This is a genomic window from Acetobacter musti, from assembly GCF_011516835.1.
Lineage (GTDB): Bacteria > Pseudomonadota > Alphaproteobacteria > Acetobacterales > Acetobacteraceae > Acetobacter > Acetobacter musti.
In genome coordinates this window covers 1-20652 of sequence record NZ_WOTB01000027.1, presented here as the reverse complement: position 1 = coordinate 20652, position 20652 = coordinate 1, and the positions used below count along the sequence as shown (strand labels likewise).

Sequence of the window (20652 nt, the reverse complement as noted above, 5' to 3'; positions counted from 1 at the left end):
AGCAGGAATAAAGCAGCTTTCATGTTACAATTGCTCCCGGGTCAATCTGGCCGCAGACGCAGTTTTCTTCGCAACGCAGTATTATCTGGCAGTACTGCCGACAAATGAACGGGCAAGCACGGTCCGGTTATGGCTGAGGAGAAACAGATGGTGCGGAAGTCGTCGCAGGCGGCGATACCGGACTCCCTTCCTGGACTGTTACAGAGGGAGATACAACGCGATTCATCACAGTGAACGAAACAGCATCCATTGTAGTCACATCTACGAGATCGCCAGCCTTCAACGTGGACAGCAGAGGCTGAAACGCCTTTTGCTGCACCGAGACAGTCTGATTTTCACCCGATGCCCGTGCAATGGTGACGACTTTCTGAGCGGCATCAACGGCAATGACCCGGACACGTTTACGTCGGAAAGAAATCAGAGTGCCGTGCGGATGACGGTTCCGGAAACCATGTGCAGCAGAAACTGTCGAGACTGGCGCCGGACTGTCAGGTGCTGCAAGCGTAGCATCAAGAGTCTGGAAGAAACGGATCCTGATCTGATCACCCGGCTGCAGGTGAGGCAGATTATGCGTACCTTGCGGGATTTCGATCGTTATCAGGCCGCCATCGTTATCCCGCAGCAACAGATCGCCTTCTGCCGGATCGATTGTTTCAACGGTCGCAACCATCGTCTGAGCGCCGGTAATGGTGCCCTGAGCATGGACCGTACCACTACCCGGCGCGCCGCCGCAGGACAGTGCAAGCGCAACAAGAAAAATGCCACCGCGCCGCTTAACAGAAGGAAACAGAACTCCGGAGATCATAGCTTTACCTGTGGTTCGTCGTATTCACTTCGCAGCACATTACAGCTTCCCGCTGATTGCCGCCACTCCCTGCCGCATCAGCAGATCAGACCGATGACCTGACTGTCCCAAACCGGAAATATTTTTCATTAGCTGCCAGAAACACGACCTCATGGATCATCAACCGACCGGATCCGCGACTGTCCGAATGACCTGTGTTATTTCATTCTGCCGTTTCAGGTAACCTGGCTGAAGTTACCGAACGCCGGGCTCCGAATGGAGTAAGCCCGGTGTAGCGGCCTTACCGGCAGCCGTCGCGATGGAAGACTGGCCGCCTGAACGGCGCTTCAGTTCCCTGCGAAGGAATGATGTCACCGGACGCTCTATAGCAATACAGACGATGCAGCCAAGCACCACACCCGCGATAGCTGCCGAGGCACACGCAACACTTTCACTCACATAAAACGAATGACTCAGAAAAAGGATTACCCGCCTTACGATATCGGCGGCAATTTCCTGAAACAGATAAATGGAATAAGAAGCTTCCCCGAGAAATAATAGGACCGGAACCGCTGTTATCCTGCCGGATCGTTCAGCGAATACAACAGCGATAAAGATAGCAGAAATAATGGTTGCAGGCAGCAGCACATGAAAGAACAGGGTAGCCAGACTTAAAGCGGCAACGACTATCGCCGACAACATTACCTGATCACGTGGATGCTGATTTTTCAGACCGAGTCCGAAAACTCTTCCAAAAATACATCCTGTTCCAAATTCAAGTATACGCGGATCCGTATATGTCAATGCAGCTGCAGACTGAAAATTATTAAGACCACCTGCCGCAGACAGAGCAACAAGAGTCGCTATTAAAAACAGAATTCTGACAGATGATGTAAAAATAAGAAATAATGCGAATAATGCGTAAAAAAACATTTCATAATTAAGCGTCCACCCCAGATACAAGGCTGGATATATCTTGTTCTCTTTATCGAAATCCGGAAAAAAAATTACCGACTTAAAAACATGACTCGCATTGCTTGTAACAAGATGCGGGACATAAATATGCACAACAGCCAGTGCCAGCGTTACAGCTGTAGCAATAAAATAAAGAGGAACAACCCTGATGACTCTGTTTAGAAAAAATCCGGCCGGGGTTATCTTTCTTCCGTCTGTTAATGCAACTATAATAAATCCACTTATAATGAAAAACAGATCGACCCCATATCGCCCAAGCTGCGTAGCAGGAATAATATACTGAAACTGATGAAAAACCACGACACAAAGAGCAGCGGCAGCCCGCATATACTGTATTGTTACAATTTTTGGTGTTCCCTGATTATACAAACCTGAATCTCCGAACACCTGTCAGAAAGAACGGGGATTTTTACAAAAATCACATTACTGCTATGATCTGATTCAGATTACGTCAACAGAAAACTCTAGGGAAACGTTTCTATTATAATAAAATAAATAACATTTGATGAAATTAAATAGATTTAATTTATTATTTTTTATTTGTATAAAAAATAATACTTCATTGTTAAAATAAACAATTCCGGAAATTATAAGATTCAGAAATGATCTGTCGCTTCTTATCATAGAGTATGTTCGAAAGGTCAGTAAATAAAATCTGGCAAGAGATACTCCGGATGACATGTTCAATCCATGTAAACAGCGATGCGCTTTGCAATCGCCCGCATCAGCGGACCTCACTTTACGCCCCGATAACTCCAGTTTCAGGATATGCAAAATCTGAATCGAAGAAGATGCTCGCTTTAACAATTCGGCGCAGCAAAAGACGTTTTAGAAAAATGGTAAAAGCCGCCCCGGAATGGGACGACTTTCATTGGTTTAAATAACGGGTCAGACTGTCGGACGATGATCCCACGCCGCTCCGACAGGCCAGGCTGCCTGAGCATAAATCTGTCCATAACCATGCACTTCAGAAAGGAATGTCCGATCACCTTCGAGACTGATCTTCACTGTTGGGGCAAGCGTACCTCCAATTCTGAAAGTCTGAGGATTATTGGGATCATTCCCGGGAGCAGGCAGTGTATCGATAAACGCCTGCACATAACCATCAGGATCGACGAAATGCGAATACGTTTCATACGGAGCGGCTGACGGGTTACCCAGAACCAGACCAGACGAGTTCAGAGGCTTATAGGGACCAAAGAGTCCGGTTTCTGAAACAAAACCATAGACGCCATCCGGTCCCGAGAGGCCGCCGCTGTATGTGCTGTGATGACTGATGGTAAACAGATAGGTATAATTATCCTTAAATACCACGTGGGGACGTTCCATCTGATCGTTTACCCCGAGGGCCGTCACCAGTGGATCAAGCTGTGTCCATTGATCACGCGAGAAATCACCACGTTTGTAAGCACCGTCGTCCAGCACCGCAATTCCGATTGACGCTGCACCATACTGCGCACCGGCGGAAACACTGAAACCAGGCGGAAGAACGCCCTGCTCCTCACTGCCTATGGTAAAGGCACCGCGCATTCCGGGAACATTGCTTTCGTAAAGACAGTAGATGCGCCCGTCGTCCGGATTCATAAACGGATGCGGGTCACGGAAATCGAAATACTCATCCTGCTGGGCATTAGCATTATGCACGCCATCCGCAGAAAACATCTCTGTCGTAGTCTCGAAACCGTCGAACCAGACACCATTTGCATCGGCGTAAATCTGCCCGCTCGATACGGACGGCACGGACTGATTAACCGGAGAATCCGCTTCCGATGTATAGAACATGTCGACGACATTGCCAGTGCCTTCGCGCATGACAAGACCACCGGACCATTCATGCGGACGGAGGTCAGCTGTTGTTTTCAGAAGACGGCCGCCCCACTGCCAGTCATCGCCGCTACCGGTTTTAGAAAACCAGTACCCGATATAAGCGCGATCATTCCGGGAATGCCACTCGTCGTAAATATCTGCGTCTGAGAGATCAATCTTATCAACCGCCAGCGACCAGATTACATGCCATCCTTTAAATGTGACTGTCTGACCATGGATATTTCGCAGTGCACCTGTATCCCAGATCATTACCGCTTCATCCATCGTTGGAAAATCCTGATCGATCACCGGCATGGTCGTTGTCGGGTCGTCAGCGTGAACTTTCAGCGCATCGGCGATTGTCCACCGTGACGTGTAGGAAGTCATTTATTGCTCCGAATGGGGTTGTGTCGAATCATCGACGTGGCGGATGATGCCCGTCTTCACCCGGAGATTTGCGTTTCAGTTCATGGTGGAAATCTGTGGTCTCATGCAGCCTTTTCGATGCAATACTTGTATTAATTTGATATGTTAGACTTTATTTATTATTAAAATATAATTTATATTTATTAGTTTATTTTTCTAAATTAAATAATACAGATATTTTTTTACGGTATACAATGCCAATTCCTGACGAAATTACTTTCGATCTGGCAAAAAATTTTCAGATCGGCAGAATGCCATTGATGTGAATTGGGAGGCAGCAGAATCGATATGACATAGCAAGCGTCGATATCCTGGCACCTGACAGGTTCGGAGCGACTATTGATCGTACCCGTCATTCTGCCTGCAAAGCGGTCCGTAGAAAACGGACAGTAAGTATCCTGGGAAATGGTCAGCAGGCTCACATATATCTATGCGGGAACGACAGTTGCCAGTTGTGCGCAATCAGGGAGACTGATTGCCGTCGGGCGCGGTAATCAGTTACGCCTTTCCACAACAAGCCGGCACAGCTCAATAACCAGAGATCAAACACCCGGAATGGAATAGTCCGCGTATTGATGCGCCGGTCGTTCAGAACCGGATATTGTGAAAACTAATTCCGGATAGCTGCTCTCGCAGAAGCCTGAAACCGCACTCTTCGATCTGCGCTTCGTGATTGCCTGAACAATCTTATTTAAATGTATGTTTTATTGGTTTTTTTGGCGGACCCGAAAGGATTCGAACCTTCGACCTTCGCCTTCGGAGGGCGACGCTCTATCCAGCTGAGCTACGGGTCCATTGCTGGTGTTCCTACCTCAGTCGGGACCGGGTTGCCAAGAGGGTTTCGCGCAGAGGCGAAAAAACGCGCTTATTGCGGAGTCAGAGTATCAATCCGGGAAGGCGTAAGAAAGAAAGGGTCCGTATCAGCGGAGCCGTTCGCCCCCGGATTTGCCTCATGGAGACTGGCCCATGTGGCAGCGGAGGCATCTCCGCCGGACGGAAGCGGCGCGTCCGGTCTGCTGAGCCAAGAAAGAATATCAGCTACAACACGATAGCCGGATTTATCGCGGAGAAGCAGGTGATGGCCGCCGGGAATAATGTCGCGGCGCACAGTCTCTGGAAGCTGTCGCCAGACCTGCGCCATAGCGCTGACAGGCACCAGCTGGTCATGATCTCCGTAGATGATCAGTTCTGAGCCGTGCTGCTTGCCTGCGCTGTCAGCGGCTTCTGACATCAGAGCAATGAGGCCGCGCAAAGCGACAAGTTTTGTAGAGTGAAGAGTGAGAGGATCAAAATAGAGGCGACGAAGAGCTGCGATATTGTCGCTGGCCGTAACATGTACAGGCAGTTCCCGTCCGGTCACACGTCCATTGGGGGCCAGAGCGGCGAGCAGCCGGACAGGAATGTCGGCACCAGGCCCAAGTTTCCAGACGGCGGGAGCGAGCAAGATCGTTCCGGCAATCTTCGGCATGGGGGCAGCGACAGCTGGCCGGGTCATGGTCAGCATGGCAATCGCGCCTCCCATGCTTTCTCCCATAAGATAAAGCGGGACATCTGCATGTTCCCGGACAATCAGCGTCAGCTCCTCGACGGCGTCCTGAACCATACGCCCTGCTCCGGGCCACCCTTCCCTGCCAGGTGCGGCACCAAAACAGCGGATGTCCGGAGCCCAGAGCGTAAAACCACTGGCAGCAAATGCTGGTGCTGCCATTTCCCATGCATCGCGACTGTCGTTGAAACCGTGAAGGGCGAGAATAATTCCACGTTCGGAACCGGACGACGGCCAGATCCGGACCGGAATGCGCGCACCGTCCGACAGTGTGATGATACGATCAGGTGGAACGAGACGAGCATCCCGGGCATAGCGTGCCGGGACGTGGATGACAGGCTCGCTGGCACAGGCGGCCAGATTCAGACAACTCATCACCACCACTGCTATCCGGGCATAGCGGCCGGTCATAGTGCGATCATCCTGCCGGCGCAGAAACCGACATAAGGACACAAAGACGTGGGGACGGTTTGAACTCACAGCGTTCCTGCGTATCATCCTCCTGCATTCCGGGCCACCGGGCCCTGCTTTCAGGACAGGATATTTTCATGCTCATCCAGCCGGCAAACCCGTCCCCCCGACCGCGCCTGGGGCATGTTGAAACGGTGATCGTGCAAACGCACAAAATCTCCTGTGATGGAGGTCTGGGGGCTCTTGGTCATCCGCGTGTGTGGCTGAAAATTGGCGGTCATCAGACATTCTGTCCGTACTGTTCGCGACTGTTCGTCGTGGACCCAAACGCAGAACCGGAAACAGGACACTGACACCGACAGGCAGTCACTGACAGTCAATAAACAGGTCTTCTGACTGAAATCCGGGCAAGCCCCGTATCTCTGTAATCGGGCTTAGCCGCGGACAGCACCGGATTTTCTCCCCCGGCGCGCAATCTTTTCACGCCTGTGTTATCTGACGCTTTCATGACGAGCAGGACGTATTCTGATCGTCTCCCCATTTGCGGGGTTTTGGCTGTCCGCTTTTCGTTTTATCCGGGAACCTTTCCGGGTCAGACGGAGACGTCCGGCCGGGCTTCAGTTTTAGGGCGATTCATTCATGGCCGATACGGGCGCGCCGCACCTTGTTCTGGTTGACGGCAGCGGGTTCATTTTCCGGGCATTTCATGCCCTGCCTCCGATGACAAATCCGGATGGCGTTCCGGTCAACGCTGTCTTTGGATTCTGCAACATGCTGACCCGACTGATGCGCGAGCATGTCGGGACACATCTTGCGGTTATTTTCGATGCAGGCCGGGTGACATTCCGCAATGAAATTTACCCCCAGTATAAGGCCCATCGGCCAGACCTTCCCGAAGATCTGATTCCCCAATTCGGTCTGATCAGAGAAGCCACAGCCGCTTTTGGCGTGCCTGGAATCGAACTCGATGGATTCGAGGCTGACGATCTTATTGCCAGTTATGCACGATCGGTCGCTGAAACGGGCGGTCAGTGTACGATTGTTTCCTCTGACAAGGATCTGATGCAGCTGATCGGGCCTCATGTCGACATGATGGATCCGATCCGGCAGAAGCCAATCGGACCAGCCGAAGTCGAAGCGAAATTCGGGGTCGGACCGGACAAGGTTATTGATGTTCAGGCTCTCATGGGCGATCCGACCGACAATGTTCCGGGCATTCCCGGGATCGGACCCAAAACAGCGTCGGCGCTGATCAACGAATTCGGCTCCCTGGAGACCGTTCTGAGTGCAGCTCCGGAAATGAAGCCTTCAAAACGAAAAACCTCGCTCATCGAGCACGCTGAAGCCGCACGAATTTCGCTGAAGCTGGTTACTCTGAAGACGGATGTTCCATTACCGTTACCGGTGTCTGATCTGGCGGTAGACGACCCGGATGCCACAATCCTGGGTGACTGGCTGGATCGGATGGGCTTCCGCTCAATCCGTCACCGGTTTGGACTCGGCGATGGTTCTCCGCTGACCCAGGCAACGGCGCGGGCGTCGATGCGTGCTGCGGCAATCTCTCTTCCGCAGACCGCCGTACCGCCGGCAGAGCCGGAAAAACTGCCTTACGGGCCGTATGATACCGTAACGGACCTCGCGGCGCTGGCGACATGGATTGAGGCTGCGGAGCAGACAGGTGTCTGCGCTGTCGACACCGAGACAGACGGGCTTGATCCGTTGCGGGCGCGAATGGTCGGACTGTCTCTTGCCGTGGCTCCGGGACGCGCCTGTTATGTGCCATTTCTGCATGAAGGCACGCTCGAAGCTCCGTCGGGCATACAGATCAGCGTGCAGGATGCATTGGCTGCGCTGAGACCGCTGTTTGCTGATCCGTCCGTTCTGAAAGTGTTTCAGAACGCGAAATTTGATCTGCTGGTATTCCGGCGTGCCGGAATTGAAACCATCACCCCGATCGACGACACGATGCTGATTTCCTATGCGCAGTCGGCTGGCCTGCATGGTCAGGGCATGGATGAGCTGTCGAAACTGCATCTTGGTCATGCCCCGATCACATATGATGATGTCACGGGGAAAGGGCGCAACCGGATTCCTTTCCAGCAGGTGACGCTGGATCGCGCGACAGCCTATGCCGCGGAAGATGCGGACGTCACATTGCGGTTATGGCAGGTGCTACGCCCGCAGCTTCGGACCAGCCAGGCGCTGGCGCTTTACGAGGAGATGGAACGCCCGCTGATTACCGTTCTGGCCGATATGGAGCAGATCGGAATTAAAGTCGATGCGACAGAATTGCGCCGTCTGTCGGAGAATTTCGCGGGCCGGATGACGGTTATCGAAGCCGGAATCCATGATCTTGCCGGGCGGAGTTTCAACGTCGGTTCGCCCAAGCAGCTTGGAGAAATCCTCTTTGATGAGATGGGCCTCAGGGGCGGCAAACGTGGCAAGACCGGGGCATGGAGTACGGACTCCTCCGTGCTCCAGGAGCTGGCGGATCAGGGCATTGAACTGGCGGACAGGATTCTTGCCTGGCGGCAGCTTTCGAAGCTGAAGAGCACCTATACGGATGCTCTGGTTTCGCAGATGGACCCCGCAACAGGCCGGGTTCATACATCGTTCCAGATGGCGATTACGACAACAGGTCGTCTGTCGTCCAACGATCCGAATCTGCAGAATATCCCGGTGCGCACGGAGGAAGGCGCGCAAATCAGACGCAGTTTTATCGCGCCTGAAGGCAAAGTCCTGTTATCAGCAGATTATTCGCAGATTGAGCTTCGTCTTCTGGCCAGCGTGGCAGATGTACCGACACTGCGTGAAGCGTTCGAACTGGGACAGGACATTCACGCGCGGACAGCGTCCGAAGTATTCGGAGTAGCGCTGGAAGGGATGGATCCGCTGACACGCCGTCGAGCCAAGGCAATCAATTTCGGAATTATCTACGGGATTTCAGCCTTCGGTCTGGGTAAGCAGCTTGGGATTCCTGCGGGCGAGGCCCGCGCTTACATTGACGCCTATTTCGCGCGCTATCCGGGAATTCGCGCCTATATGGACGCGCGCCGCGCCGAAGCAAAAGCACATGGCTATGTTACGACACCGCTGGGGCGGCGCTGTTACGTTCCCGGAATTACGGCAAAAAATGCCGCGCAGCGGAATTATGCCGAGCGGCAGGCCATCAATGCGCCTTTACAGGGGGGAGCTGCCGACATCATCAAGCGGGCCATGGTCCGGCTTCCACGTGTTCTGGAAAAGGCGGCGCTTCCGACAGTCATGCTGTTGCAAGTGCATGACGAACTGCTGTTTGAAGTGGAAAAGCAGGCAGCTGAGGAGACAGCTTCGGTGGTAAAGCGCGTTATGGAGGAAGCGGCGTCTGTGGCAGTGCCGCTTGTGGTTGAAACAGGTATTGGCGCCAACTGGGCGGAGGCGCACTGATGATGACGACGGATAACGATCCCGTATCCCGGCTCGCGGAAGAGAAACGCCGGAGCCGGAAGCTGCTGACGCTCGTCGGGACCACTTTTTTTGCGGCTGCCGTCATGACTTATGTGGGCTACCGGATATCGGACGCGATGGGACCGATGGTGGATTCCGAAGGAAATGAAGTCGGGGGTCGTTTCCGTCTGATGGATGCATCCGACGGCACAATGACCGACATGACATTTCGCGGACGCTGGATGCTGATGATGTTTGGCGCGGTTCATTCCGTTGGTGACAGCAGCACGAAAATGCTGACGCGTCTCAGTCAGGCGCTTCATATTCTCGACCCGGACGGACACCGGATCGCACCGGTTTTCATCAGCCTTGATCCTCAGCGGGATCTGTCCGAGCAGTTACGCCGCTATGCATCGCAATTTCCGGCAAAAATTATCGCCGGCACGGGCGCGCCGGCGACGCTGGAAGCTGTCACAAAGGAATTTCATGCGACGATAGAAAAACGTCCCGATCCTGACTGGGGTTATTCCTACATGACGTCACCTCAGATCGTCATTATGAACCCTGACGGACGATTTGCCGGGATGATCCCGTCGACGGCCAGCCCGGAGGAAATACAGGCAAAGCTGCGTCCTCTTCTTGCCCGGCAGTAATATGATTTTTCGATTTGCTTTTGCTGCAGGCGTCACGTTTCTGATCATGACGGGGCCGGCCGGAGCAACAGGAGCCGGCACAACCGGAAATTTGCCATCAGGTGCTCCGGCCGGTCCCCACGCTGGTGGCACATTACACCTGACATCGCAGACTTCCGGCGGGACGCTCGATCCTCAGATCAGTTATCTGCATCTGAACTACCAGATCGAGGCCCTCGTCTATGACGGGCTGACGACTTTCGCGAAATCAGCCGGCAGTCTCGACCGCCAGGCCGTTCCCGATCTCGCCGATTCACTTCCTGCCCCGGAAGATGGCGGTCTCACATACCGATTTCATCTGCGGCCGGGAATTCATTTCTCGAACGGCAAATTGCTGACCCCCGACGACGTCGTCGCATCAATGAGACGAATTTTCAGAGTGAACAGCCCGACCGCCGGGCCGTATTACAGTCATATCGTCGGCGGAACCGCGTGTCTGCATGATCCGGAACATTGCACGCTGGCAGAAGGCGTTATTGCCAATAACGCCGCAGGTACGGTGACCTTTCATCTTACCCATCCGGATTCTGAATTCTTTGACCGTCTGGCATTTCTGCACGGGGCGATTGTGCCTGCGGACACGCCGGCGCATGACACAGGGAATGTCGCTCCACCTGGAACCGGCCCTTACTACATCGCGTCGTATGACCCGAACTCCGCAATGGAGCTGAAGCGCAACCCATATTTCCGCGAGTGGGATCATCAGGCTCAGCCTGCCGGTTATCCGGACGCAATTCATTATGCCTTCGGTCTCGATCCTGAAGCGGAAGTAACGGCAATCGAGAACGGGCAGTCCGACTGGATGTATGAGAATGCGCCGCTTGACCGCCTTGCGGAAATTGGCGGGAGATTCGCGGATCGTGTGCGCATTATCGACTTTCTGAATCTCTATTACGCAGCTCTGAACGTAAACATCCCCCCATTTAATGATCTTCGGGTCCGGCGCGCCTTCAACTACGCTATCAACCGGAAGGCCCTTGTAATTCAGAGCGGAGGGCCGACGGTAGCCATCCCTTCGTGCCAGATGCTTCCTGCGGGGGCTCCCGGCTTCGAGCCGGGCTGCGCCTACACGCTGGGCGCATCGCCGGAAAATCCTGCGCCGTCCTGGAAAGCCCCGGATATGGCTCTGGCGAAGCGCCTGGTTGAAGAGAGTGGCACCAGAGGCCAGCGTGTGACCATCGTCTCTCCTTCTGAACCCGGCTATGTGGCGCGCGCAAATGAGTTGCGGAGCACACTTGCGGCACTGGGATATATTACGTCCGTGCGCCCGATCACTCAGGCGGTTCAGTTCAACTATATTCAGAACAGTGACAATCGCGTTCAGGTCGGCCTGACCGGATGGAATGCCGATTACCCTGCGGCATCAACCTATCTCCAGGCTCTGTTCTCCTGCGGAACATTCACGCCGCACTCGGACAACTCCATTAATATTTCCGGCTTTTGCGACCACGATCTTGACGCACTGATGGACCGGGCTGCTCAGGTCTCGGTGACAGATCAGAAAGCCGGAAATGCGCTCTGGGCAGAGGCGTCACGCGCTCTCATGGCAAAAGCGCCCGCCGTACCTCTGAATCAGGTGCGCTGGGTTACGCTGCTTTCACCGCGCGTTCATGGGAATTTTATCGCGCCAATCTACGAAGTCGTCTTTTCGCAATTTCAGCTCCGCTAGGATCAGGCATGCGCTGCCACTTCAGGCCGTCGGGTATAGACAGGGATTTTCCGGAACGGGCAGCGTCATTCTTATCATTGCAAAAACCGGAACCGATCTTCCGCATGAAGGTCTGCATATCGTCTGACATTGGAGCCTCTGTCCCTTTTCACCGGAAACGGCCCGCATGATCGCTTACATTGATATCCCACGGCTTTCCAACGGATCGCCAACACTTTATGCAACGCAAATGTCATATCGATGTCTGGTTCTCGCCAGCATGCCCGCTGATCTGGCCGCCGGAGATGTCGCCGAGGCAACCTGCCTGTCTTTTGTCCGGCGTCTGTCTTTCCCGAACAGCAATGATCCTGTCTGAAGGGGGATCGTATTCATGGTGATAAAAACAGGCTCCTCCGCCGTATCAGGGGTGGCCGCAGGCCCCTGGCGGACAGCCGGACAGGCGCTTGTCAGGAATCGTCCGGCCATGAGTGCGCTGGCGATCCTGCTGCTGGTAACCTTCGCCTGCATCATGGCGCCGTTCTATGCCCATGATATCGCCCATACCGATCCGTTCACGTCCAATGTCGCGGGATCGTTCAGTCTGAACGGTCAGAATGTAGATATCATGCAGCCTAACGACAATCCTCTTCATCTCGGTCTCAGCCCGGCCGGCCCGACCTGGCATCCTTCGGCCTACTTCCTGGGTGCTGACAGTCAGGGGCGGGATGTTGCGGCCCGTCTGCTGTATGGCGGTCGCAACTCACTGCTGATTTCATTTTCAGCAGCGTTGCTATGCATCGGAATGGCAGCCCTCGTCGGCGTGCTCTCCGGTTTTTTCGGTGGTGTCGTTGACATGGTCCTCTCGCGGCTGATGGACATTATGTGGGCCGTGCCCGTCTACCTGTTTGCAATTTCACTTTCGATCGTGACGATCAGCCAGGGACTGAAAATCGGACCGTTTACTGTCGAGAGCGACAATTTATTGATTCCGATCGTGATTATCGCTCTTGTTTACGTCCCTTACGCGGCACGACCTGTCCGGGGCCGGGTTATGACGCTGAGGAACGCGGAGTTCGTCATGGCGGCAAGAAGCCTCGGCGTCCCGCGCTGGCGGATTTTGCTGGTTGATATTCTGCCGAACATTTCCGCCACGCTGGTGGTCCTGGCCCCGCTGCTGACCGCCTTGGCTCTGCTGGCTGAATCCGCTCTGTCTTTCCTTTCCATCGGGGTGCAGGCACCCGCTGCCTCGTGGGGCACGATCATTCAGGATGGTGAGGGGCTGATATATACCCGGCCGATGGTGGCGATAGCGCCCGGTCTGGCGATCGTGACTGTGGTTCTGACGCTCAACATTCTCGGTGACGGTCTGCGGGATGCGCTTGATATACGCGAGACCAGCCGGAAGGGATCGTGATGCTGACAGCGCTTCTCAGGCGTCTCGCGCAGACGCTGTTCGTGTTGTTCGGCATTTCGGTGCTGGTCTTCCTGGTATTTTTTGCTACGCCCGGTGCGGATCCAACAGCGCGGATTGCCGGAAAAAATGCTTCGCCGGAAACGATGGAGAAGGTGCGGCACGAATACGGTTTCGACAGACCGCTTCCGGTTCAGTACGCGACGATGATGAAGAAGCTCTTTATCACACGGGATCTGACATCCTATGTGGATCGTGGCGAACCTGTCGTCCCAGAAATCGTGATGGCGGCTCCGGTGACGCTGTCTCTGGCAGCCGGCGGAGCGGCGATCTGGGTGATCGCCTCGGTGACAATGGGGACGGTTGCAGCAGCTTTTCGAGGCACACTGATTGACCGGGGGCTTATGATCCTTGGTCTGATCGGGATTTCCCTTCCCGTTTTCTGGCTTGGTCAGGTGGCAAATCTGGTCACGCAGGCACGCTATCATGACACCTGGATGTTCTCGTGGGTTCCGGGGCTGGGGTACATCCCTTTTTCGGAAAGTCCGACGGGCTGGTTCAGGGCGCTGATTATTCCCTGGATCGTGCTTGCGGTGCTGTTCACCGGAATTTACGGCCGCGTGCTGCGGGCGGATCTCGTAGCGGCATCGGGTGAAGATTTCATGCGCACGGCACGGGCAAAAGGTCTTTCGCCTGCGCGCGTGCTGCTGGTGCATGGCCTGCGGACTTCCATGATTACTTTTGTTTCCCTGTTCGGGCTCGATTTCGCCCAGCTGATCGGCGGGGGAGCCCTGCTGACGGAAGTTGTGTTCGGACTTCAGGGCGTCGGGCGCCTGACGTATCAGGCGTTATCCAATCTTGATCTCCCGCTGATCATGGCAAGTGTGATGTATTCGGCGGTATTTGTCGTACTCGCGAACGCCGTTGTTGATGTGATTTATGTTTTTCTTGACCCAAGAGTTCGCGATGCCTGATGACCTGCCGCTTCTGGAGGTGCGTGACCTCTCCGTCAGTTTTCGCTCGCGCGGGCGCGACGTACCTATTGTCGAGAATGTTTCTTTTTCCGTCGACAGGCAGGAAATTCTGGGCATTGTCGGAGAATCCGGTTCTGGCAAAAGCGTGACCGCCATGGCGATCATGGGGCTGATTGACGCACCTGGCGTGAAGATTACGGGATCAGCACTGTTTCGCGGGCAGGAACTCGTCGGATTATCACAGAGATCCTTTCGCCATCTGCGCGGACGGGAAATTTCGATGATCTTTCAGGATCCGATGACAGCTTTTACACCAGTCTATACGATTGGCTGGCAGATTGACGAACAGATCCGGGTTCATGAAGCAATATCGAGAACCGGGGCGCGGGCGCGTACGGTGCAGTTACTGGGCGACATGGGCGTCCCCGATCCGGAGCGGACCGCAAACCGTTATCCTCATCAGCTTTCGGGAGGCCTGCGACAACGCGCAATGATTGCAATGGCCTTATCCTGCAACCCTTCACTGCTGATTGCCGATGAGCCCACGACAGCACTGGATGTAACAGTTCAGGCACAGATCCTGGATCTGCTTCGTAATCTCCGGCACAATTACGGATCATCGGTATTGCTGATTACCCATGACATGGGTGTCGTGGCGGAAACGTGTGACCGCGTTATGGTTCTGTATTCTGGCCGGGTCGCTGAACGCGGTCCTGCTGAAGCTGTTTTCCGGCAGCCAGGCCATCCTTATACGGGTGCACTTCTGGATTCCATCCCACCTCTGACCGGCCCGCGGCCGGAACGTCTTCCTTCAATAGCGGGCGCTCCACCGCCTCCCTTAGAACGCCCTTCGGGGTGTGCATTTGCGCCACGCTGTCACTATGTTCACGAAAGCTGCATGATATTACCGTCACTGATCGCGTATGGAACTCAGGATGTGGCCTGCGTGTTGCCGGCTGAGGGGCATCCCCTCCCCCCGCGTGCTGCAGGTGCGGCATGAACACAACGCTTCTGCACGCCGAAGGTCTCCGCAAGGAGTATAAACTGCCACGGGGTCAGACACTGAGAGCCCTCGACAATATCTCGCTGGAAATCATGCCGGGAGAAGTCCTGGGACTGGTCGGAGAGTCGGGTTGTGGCAAATCGACACTCGGACGATGCCTGTTACGACTGACCGAGCTTTCATCAGGAACAATCACATTTGACGGGTGTGATATTTCATCGCTCAACGAACGTGCGATGCGTCCGCTGCGTCGCCAGATGCAGATGGTGTTTCAGGACTCTTACGCATCGCTCAATCCGCGCCGGCGGATCGGAGATCTGATCGCCGAGCCTCTGCGTGTACATCCTGACAACAACGGAAAGAAGCGGAGCAGTTCCACGATAGAGGCGCGCCTTGCTGAGCTGACGGAACTGGTTGGATTGTCGACATCAGCTCTTTCCCGATACCCTCATGAATTTTCCGGAGGCCAGCGGCAGAGGATTAATATTGCACGTGCGCTCGCGCTTTCACCGCAGCTCATTGTCGCAGATGAACCTGTTTCAGCACTGGATGTTTCAATTCAGGCCCAGATCATCAATCTGTTTACAGATTTAAAGGAGAGGCTTGGCCTGACTTACATTTTTATTGCTCATGACCTCGCTGTGGTAAGACAGATCTCCACTCGCGTTGCCGTCATGTATCTCGGAGCAATTGTCGAGCAGGGAGAAACTGACGCAATTCTGCACACGCCGGCTCATCCTTACACGGCAGCTCTGATTGCCGCAGTACCGGAACCGGTAATTCGTAAAAATGCATCACGCACGCTCTTGCGGGGCGATGTCCCCAGTCCTGTGTCCCCACCTTCCGGTTGCAGATTTCATACACGATGTCCGAAAGCGCAGGCTGACTGCGCGATTGTGGTTCCAGACCTTCGGCCATTACCGGACGGGCGCGTCGTTGCATGTCATTTTCCGCTGGTGAATGATCCCTGATTTTATACTAAGGTACAGACGCGATATATTGCCGACATCACAAAGTATTTTATATCTTTGTCCAGACAGGTCATCGCCTCTGACAAGTATGATGCGGGCGGTATAACACGTGTGTCATGCATAGCAGGATGTCGAAGCACTCGGATTTTGTCTGACCACAAAATCTCCGACAGGTTTCAGTCACCTGGCGTCAATCGTCTCAGATATGAATATCGCTGGCGCATGATGGATCACGGAGTAAAAACTCACGGATCGGCATCGGTTCACGCATTTCTGCGCGACATCGTTTCCACAAACGGAAAAATCTCCTTGGTATTATGTCGTTTTTCGTAAAATTTCTGAAACTCTCAACCCATATGAGCAATTTATCATACAAATTCCAGCTTCATATAATTTCGATATCGAAATGATAATTACTATATTAATTTGTTTTTCCGCTATTATTTACATAATATTATTTAATATATTAATAATAGAAAGATAAAAACAAAACATTATTATAGTTTTACCGGATGCACCGGGTAATCATTATTTGTGAGGGTTATCATGTACGCATTGTTGTTTTCCGAACCCGCCCTTGATCGTGATGTGGTCCGTGTCGCCACACGGGAAGGGATTTTTTCTTCACCACTGGTCCGCGCCTGTGCCCGCGGAGACCGTGAAGCGATCCGCGGGCTTCTGATTGGTTTCTGGCCTTTTGTGCAGGCATTTGAACGTGCAATTGACCAGCGTGTCGGACATTTACCGCTTCGTCCGCTGGTTGAACGTTTTGGCCAGTCCCGCGTAAAGGCTTTTTTCGGTGAGGCGCGGGAGGCTGTCCGCGAAATGAAAGATGAGGAAGGATCGCATGCCCTTCTCTGGATCGCAGGGGCAGAAGAACTCGGTATTGATCTTAATGCGGGAGACTATCCTGTATTCGGTGCCGTCGAGGAACTGATCAGGGCATCCACCAGCGCTGACCCGGTAGAGTTTTTCTCGTGGCTCGCCGGCGTTGAATATCTTGCAGAAGAGCTTTCAGCCTATCTGTGTCATGCACCGGCCTTCACGAGCGCTTTTCCGTCTCGCCGCTGGCTCTGGGGTGAGGCGCATACCGCACACGACCATCATGGGCCGTCTCATCTCGAAATCGATGAAGACCTCGCCCGCGCCTATCATCCGTCAACCGACCCGGCCGTGGTCGCAGGCACACTCGCTGCCAATATCGGACGCTGCGTCCAGCTGTTCGATATCGCAGCCAACGAAATCGCCGAACAGATGGCCCCGCAGCTTCAGGCTGCGTAGCTCTAAATAATTTGAACCCAGAAAGAGAGATATGGTAATATAACGTTAATTCTTTTTCAAGAGGTTCGGTATCCTGCCGGTTGTCAGCACGACAGTCGGCAGGATCATCCTTCAGACAGAAGCGGAATAAAGCGATACGCCCAAAAATACCCCATCTGTCCTCTGCTGCCCGAACCAGGAAAGACGATGACCAGCCGGAAAACGGCTTCAGACAACTGACGAAACGTCTGATGCATCAGTTCAGAGGACCGCCGGTCCCTCCACGGCTGCAGCGAACCGTTCGTCTGCAACGTCGGACTATGCTCCTTCGGCTTCTGCCCTTTCATCTCGGAGCCAATCTTGTCAGCGCGCCTCTGACACTTGCATTTTTCTGGACCACTCATCCGGTTTATGCGCCTGCGCTTCTGAACGTCATCGTAACCCTCGTCCTTGGTTACGGCATTTTTATCGGATGGCGGCCATCGAAAGCGCTTTCCCGCCGGGCATTCATCACTTTTAATCTGGCACTCGGCCTGTGCTGGGCTTCGCTCCCCGTGACAGTGTTTCCCCATGGCTCCCGGCATGAGCAAACTCTCGTCGCCGGCGTGATTGTCGCTCTCATAGCGACGTCACTCTCGGTCTCCCCGGTCATGTCAGGCACCATTTCTCTCGCAGGCGTTATTATCGCCGGCTGCGTCATTGCCCTGATCAGGGCGTGGCACTTTAGCCCGGGGCCGCTGTACCCGGTTCTTCTGACGGAACTGGCGATCTATGCGGGTTTCATTTTTGGCCTCGGCCAGGCCGTGTCCGTTCTGCTGACACGTTATGTGCTGGCAAGTCTGGATCTCGCGGAACAACGTGACATCGTGCGCCTTATGCTGCGGCGTTCGGATCAGAGTGTAGGCGAATGGGTCTGGGAAACCGACGCTGAAGGACACCTGATCAGTTCCGTCGCGGCACTTACGGGAATTATTGGCGGAGATGTCCCGCCTGATGGGTGCCTGTTCCTGCAGGAGCTTGGTGGCACAGCGCCAGCCAGTCCTCAATGGCTGCATCTGGCACACTGCATGAAATCGAAACTTTTTTTTCGTGACCTTGCCATACCGGTAATCCGCAACGGGCATGAGCACGTTCTTTCCCTTACAGGTCACCCGCTTTTCGAGAACGGCGACTTTGCCGGCTACAGAGGTGTAGGGGCTGATGTTACTGCGGGTTACAGGGAGGACCAGCGCGCTTCTTTCAGGGCAGCACATGATGGCCTGACCGGCCTTCCAAATCGTTATGCATATGATGATGCCCTGCGTACGGCTCTGGTCGAATTATCACGTGAACATGCGCCGTTTGCACTCCTTGCCGTCGACCTTGACGACTTCAAGGGCGTGAATGATTCGCTCGGGCACGCGGCGGGAGACCGCACACTTGTCGAAGTTACCAGACGATTACAACGTTGTCTGAATGATAAAGACACGTTGTTCAGAACAGGCGGCGATGAACTGATTCTGATTCATCATCACGCGACCGTTGATTCCGCGGTTGTGCTTGCTGAAACAATGCTCCGGTTTGTCTCCGAACCCCTCAAAATCGAAGAAACAGTTGTCAGGCCTTCAATCAGCATAGGGATCGCCCTGGCCCCCCTTGCAGGATCAGGCGAGAGCGCTCTTCAGGAAGCTGCCGATCTGGCGCTCTATGAAGCGAAACGTCTCGGCGGAAACACGTTCCGCGTCTTCGAGCCCTCTTATCGTGCCCTGGCAGATTCAAGACGCGATCTGATCCGCGACCTGCGCGAAGCGGTTCATGACAGGCGTTTTGAACTTCACTACCAGCCGGTTATCAACGCTCAGACACGTCATCTCGTTGGCTTCGAAGCTCTTGCCCGCTGGAGTCACCCCGTTCTTGGTCCGGTGCCGCCTGACCGGTTCATCCGCCTGGCGGAGGAAGCGGGACTCATGGGAGAACTGGGATCATGGTTGCTTCAGCAGGCCTGTATGACAGCCATCCGCTGGCCTGACCCCCTGTGGGTTTCCGTCAACATCTCGGTCGAACAGCTTTATCATCAGAATTTTATCAGCACTCTGCGAAATAATCTGCGGTTATCCGGTCTGCCACCGGAACGCCTGCAACTCGAAGTGACAGAAACGATTTTCATGGAAGCTGATGCGGCTACGTATGGCGTTCTCCAGTCACTGCAGTCGCTCGGGGTAAGTGTCGTGCTCGACGATTTCGGCAAGGGTTACTCCTCACTCGGATATCTGAGATTCTTTCCGTTTTCGAAAATAAAACTGGATGCCAGCTTCGTACGCGACATGCTGTCTGATTCACGCAGTGCGGCCATTGTCAGTGCTGTAATCGCGCTGGCAGTCGATCTGGGCGTGGCCGTCACAGCGGAAGGGGTCGAGACTCCCGAATATTTTGAAAGACTGCGCGACAAAGGATGCACGGAAGTTCAGGGATATTTGTTTGGACGGCCTATGAGCCAGGAGAAGGCTTCACATCTGGTGGAAAAATTTCAGCAAACCGGATCCTTCGCCATAGACAGGCGAAACAGTGCTCTTTCCGCGAACACAGCCTAATCCGCTTCACGTTCCGGTTGCGAATGAATGTCCGATAATTGTTTTCGTTCAAAATCCTGAATGACGTCAGCCAGCGTGCGCTGATCAAGCACCGCAAAGAAGGCATCAAGGGCTTCCGCCAGGACATTTTTCAGATGGCAGTCAGGCATGAGCCTGCACTGTGAACACGAACCGGTGCCTGCCGGTCTTCGCATGCAGCTGACCAGCATCATATCCTCTTCTGTCGAACGGATCACGTCGCCAAGACTGATCTGATCCGCGGGCCGGGCCAGCCGCAGCCCTCCCTTCCGACCACGCGTTGTTTCGACAAAGCCGGCGATACCCAGACGGTGAATGATCTTAACCAGATGATTTTCCGAAATATCATACGCCTGGGCGATTTCACGGATCGCGCAAAGACGATCAGAAACGGTCCCGAGGTAGATCAGGCTTCGGAGAGCGTAATCGGTGTGCAGTGTCAGATGCATAACTTAAAGATACGCTGCAAACCGGCCAGGCGTTAGCAAAATATGAAGAAGCGTCCCCGCTGACAACTCTGACCGGCCAGTGAAGACGTATCTTCATCCTGTTGATTTAAGGACAGGCGGCAAGGTGGCCACATCCGATGGTATAAATATTCATGAATAGTCGAATTTGATTAGGGCCTGTTAGCACTTGATCCAGTCTGCGGCGGCAGCGATGTGGATGACCGCGAGGAACGAGGTTGCTGTTTTTTCGTATCTGGTTGCGACAGCGCGCCATTCCTTGAG

At 54.1% G+C, this 20652-nt stretch carries 16 protein-coding genes, 1 tRNA gene and 1 pseudogene; 11 read left to right on the top strand and 7 right to left on the bottom strand.

The window, feature by feature from the left end; translation table 11 throughout:
* Positions 1–127: 127 nt before the first annotated feature.
* From GOB93_RS16170 to GOB93_RS16150, 5 genes are all read right to left on the bottom strand, one after another.
* Positions 128–805: a preprotein translocase subunit YajC gene (locus GOB93_RS16170; protein ID WP_173584534.1), complete on the bottom strand. Its 678-nt coding sequence runs from the start codon at positions 803–805 to the stop codon at positions 128–130.
* A gap of 234 nt (positions 806–1039) precedes the next feature.
* On the bottom strand, positions 1040–2128 hold the full coding sequence (locus GOB93_RS16165; protein WP_173584533.1) for an acyltransferase family protein: 1089 nt from the start codon (positions 2126–2128) through the stop codon (positions 1040–1042).
* Between the two features lie 519 nt (positions 2129–2647).
* Positions 2648–3952 (bottom strand): glycoside hydrolase family 68 protein, encoded by a 1305-nt coding sequence (locus GOB93_RS16160; RefSeq protein ID WP_173584532.1) that lies wholly within the window; start codon positions 3950–3952, stop codon positions 2648–2650.
* A 756-nt stretch (positions 3953–4708) separates the two neighbouring features.
* A tRNA-Arg gene (locus tag GOB93_RS16155) sits at positions 4709–4785 on the bottom strand.
* Positions 4786–4856: 71 nt separating this feature from the next.
* Positions 4857–5948 (bottom strand): alpha/beta hydrolase, encoded by a 1092-nt coding sequence (locus GOB93_RS16150; protein WP_242010849.1) that lies wholly within the window; start codon positions 5946–5948, stop codon positions 4857–4859.
* A gap of 137 nt (positions 5949–6085) precedes the next feature.
* Between GOB93_RS16150 and GOB93_RS16145 the strand changes: the two genes are divergently transcribed.
* The 11 genes from GOB93_RS16145 to GOB93_RS16095 all read left to right on the top strand — a co-directional run bounded on the left by GOB93_RS16145 (position 6086) and on the right by GOB93_RS16095 (position 19903).
* On the top strand, positions 6086–6301 hold the full coding sequence (locus tag GOB93_RS16145) for a zinc-finger domain-containing protein (RefSeq protein ID WP_173584530.1): 216 nt from the start codon (positions 6086–6088) through the stop codon (positions 6299–6301).
* 286 nt (positions 6302–6587) lie between these two features.
* Entirely contained in the window at positions 6588–9374 is a 2787-nt protein-coding gene (gene polA, locus GOB93_RS16140) for a DNA polymerase I (RefSeq protein WP_173584529.1), read from the top strand.
* Positions 9374–10027 carry an SCO family protein gene (locus tag GOB93_RS16135; protein ID WP_242010848.1) on the top strand — a complete coding sequence of 218 codons (654 nt, stop codon included), beginning with the start codon at positions 9374–9376 and terminating at the stop codon, positions 10025–10027. Before polA ends, GOB93_RS16135 begins: the two co-directional genes overlap by 1 nt.
* 1 nt (position 10028) lies before the next feature.
* Complete coding sequence (locus tag GOB93_RS16130) at positions 10029–11735, top strand: ABC transporter substrate-binding protein (protein WP_173584528.1); 1707 nt, start codon at positions 10029–10031, stop codon at positions 11733–11735.
* A 166-nt stretch (positions 11736–11901) separates the two neighbouring features.
* Positions 11902–12090, top strand: coding sequence for a hypothetical protein (locus tag GOB93_RS16125; protein WP_173584527.1), 189 nt, complete (start codon positions 11902–11904; stop codon positions 12088–12090).
* 15 nt (positions 12091–12105) lie between these two features.
* Entirely contained in the window at positions 12106–13128 is a 1023-nt protein-coding gene (locus tag GOB93_RS16120; RefSeq protein ID WP_173584526.1) for an ABC transporter permease, read from the top strand.
* Positions 13128–14099, top strand: coding sequence for an ABC transporter permease (locus tag GOB93_RS16115; RefSeq protein ID WP_173584525.1), 972 nt, complete (start codon positions 13128–13130; stop codon positions 14097–14099). Before GOB93_RS16120 ends, GOB93_RS16115 begins: the two co-directional genes overlap by 1 nt.
* A complete protein-coding gene (locus tag GOB93_RS16110; protein WP_173584524.1) occupies positions 14092–15099 on the top strand; it encodes an ABC transporter ATP-binding protein in 1008 nt (335 codons plus the stop codon). Before GOB93_RS16115 ends, GOB93_RS16110 begins: the two co-directional genes overlap by 8 nt.
* A complete protein-coding gene (locus GOB93_RS16105) occupies positions 15096–16073 on the top strand; it encodes an ABC transporter ATP-binding protein (protein WP_173584523.1) in 978 nt (325 codons plus the stop codon). The genes GOB93_RS16110 and GOB93_RS16105 overlap by 4 nt, the downstream gene beginning before the upstream one ends.
* Before the next feature lie 546 nt (positions 16074–16619).
* Positions 16620–17354 (top strand): hypothetical protein, encoded by a 735-nt coding sequence (locus tag GOB93_RS16100; RefSeq protein WP_173584522.1) that lies wholly within the window; start codon positions 16620–16622, stop codon positions 17352–17354.
* 299 nt (positions 17355–17653) lie between these two features.
* Positions 17654–19903: a putative bifunctional diguanylate cyclase/phosphodiesterase gene (locus GOB93_RS16095; protein WP_173584521.1), complete on the top strand. Its 2250-nt coding sequence runs from the start codon at positions 17654–17656 to the stop codon at positions 19901–19903.
* Here the strand turns inward: GOB93_RS16095 and GOB93_RS16090 are convergent.
* Positions 19900–20370, bottom strand: a complete 471-nt coding sequence (locus tag GOB93_RS16090) for an RrF2 family transcriptional regulator (RefSeq protein WP_173584520.1) — start codon at positions 20368–20370, stop codon at positions 19900–19902. The genes GOB93_RS16095 and GOB93_RS16090 overlap by 4 nt on opposite strands.
* A gap of 180 nt (positions 20371–20550) precedes the next feature.
* A pseudogene (locus GOB93_RS16085) lies at positions 20551–20652 on the bottom strand (IS5-like element ISMex42 family transposase); the annotation flags it as partial.

Bases quoted from the DNA above. Each gene is read 5' to 3' on its own strand.
- GOB93_RS16150 (WP_242010849.1), bottom strand. From the start codon at position 5,948: ATGACCGGCCGCTATGCCCGGATAGCAGTGGTGGTGATGAGTTGTCTG.
- GOB93_RS16145 (WP_173584530.1), top strand. From the start codon at position 6,086: ATGCTCATCCAGCCGGCAAACCCGTCCCCCCGACCGCGCCTGGGGCAT.
- GOB93_RS16160 (WP_173584532.1), bottom strand. From the start codon at position 3,952: ATGACTTCCTACACGTCACGGTGGACAATCGCCGATGCGCTGAAAGTT.
- GOB93_RS16110 (WP_173584524.1), top strand. From the start codon at position 14,092: ATGCCTGATGACCTGCCGCTTCTGGAGGTGCGTGACCTCTCCGTCAGT.
- GOB93_RS16125 (WP_173584527.1), top strand. From the start codon at position 11,902: ATGATCGCTTACATTGATATCCCACGGCTTTCCAACGGATCGCCAACA.
- GOB93_RS16115 (WP_173584525.1), top strand. From the start codon at position 13,128: ATGCTGACAGCGCTTCTCAGGCGTCTCGCGCAGACGCTGTTCGTGTTG.
- GOB93_RS16130 (WP_173584528.1), top strand. From the start codon at position 10,029: ATGATTTTTCGATTTGCTTTTGCTGCAGGCGTCACGTTTCTGATCATG.
- GOB93_RS16120 (WP_173584526.1), top strand. From the start codon at position 12,106: ATGGTGATAAAAACAGGCTCCTCCGCCGTATCAGGGGTGGCCGCAGGC.
- GOB93_RS16095 (WP_173584521.1), top strand. From the start codon at position 17,654: ATGCTCCTTCGGCTTCTGCCCTTTCATCTCGGAGCCAATCTTGTCAGC.
- polA (WP_173584529.1), top strand. From the start codon at position 6,588: ATGGCCGATACGGGCGCGCCGCACCTTGTTCTGGTTGACGGCAGCGGG.
- GOB93_RS16090 (WP_173584520.1), bottom strand. From the start codon at position 20,370: ATGCATCTGACACTGCACACCGATTACGCTCTCCGAAGCCTGATCTAC.
- GOB93_RS16100 (WP_173584522.1), top strand. From the start codon at position 16,620: ATGTACGCATTGTTGTTTTCCGAACCCGCCCTTGATCGTGATGTGGTC.
- GOB93_RS16105 (WP_173584523.1), top strand. From the start codon at position 15,096: ATGAACACAACGCTTCTGCACGCCGAAGGTCTCCGCAAGGAGTATAAA.
- GOB93_RS16170 (WP_173584534.1), bottom strand. From the start codon at position 805: ATGATCTCCGGAGTTCTGTTTCCTTCTGTTAAGCGGCGCGGTGGCATT.
- GOB93_RS16135 (WP_242010848.1), top strand. From the start codon at position 9,374: ATGATGACGACGGATAACGATCCCGTATCCCGGCTCGCGGAAGAGAAA.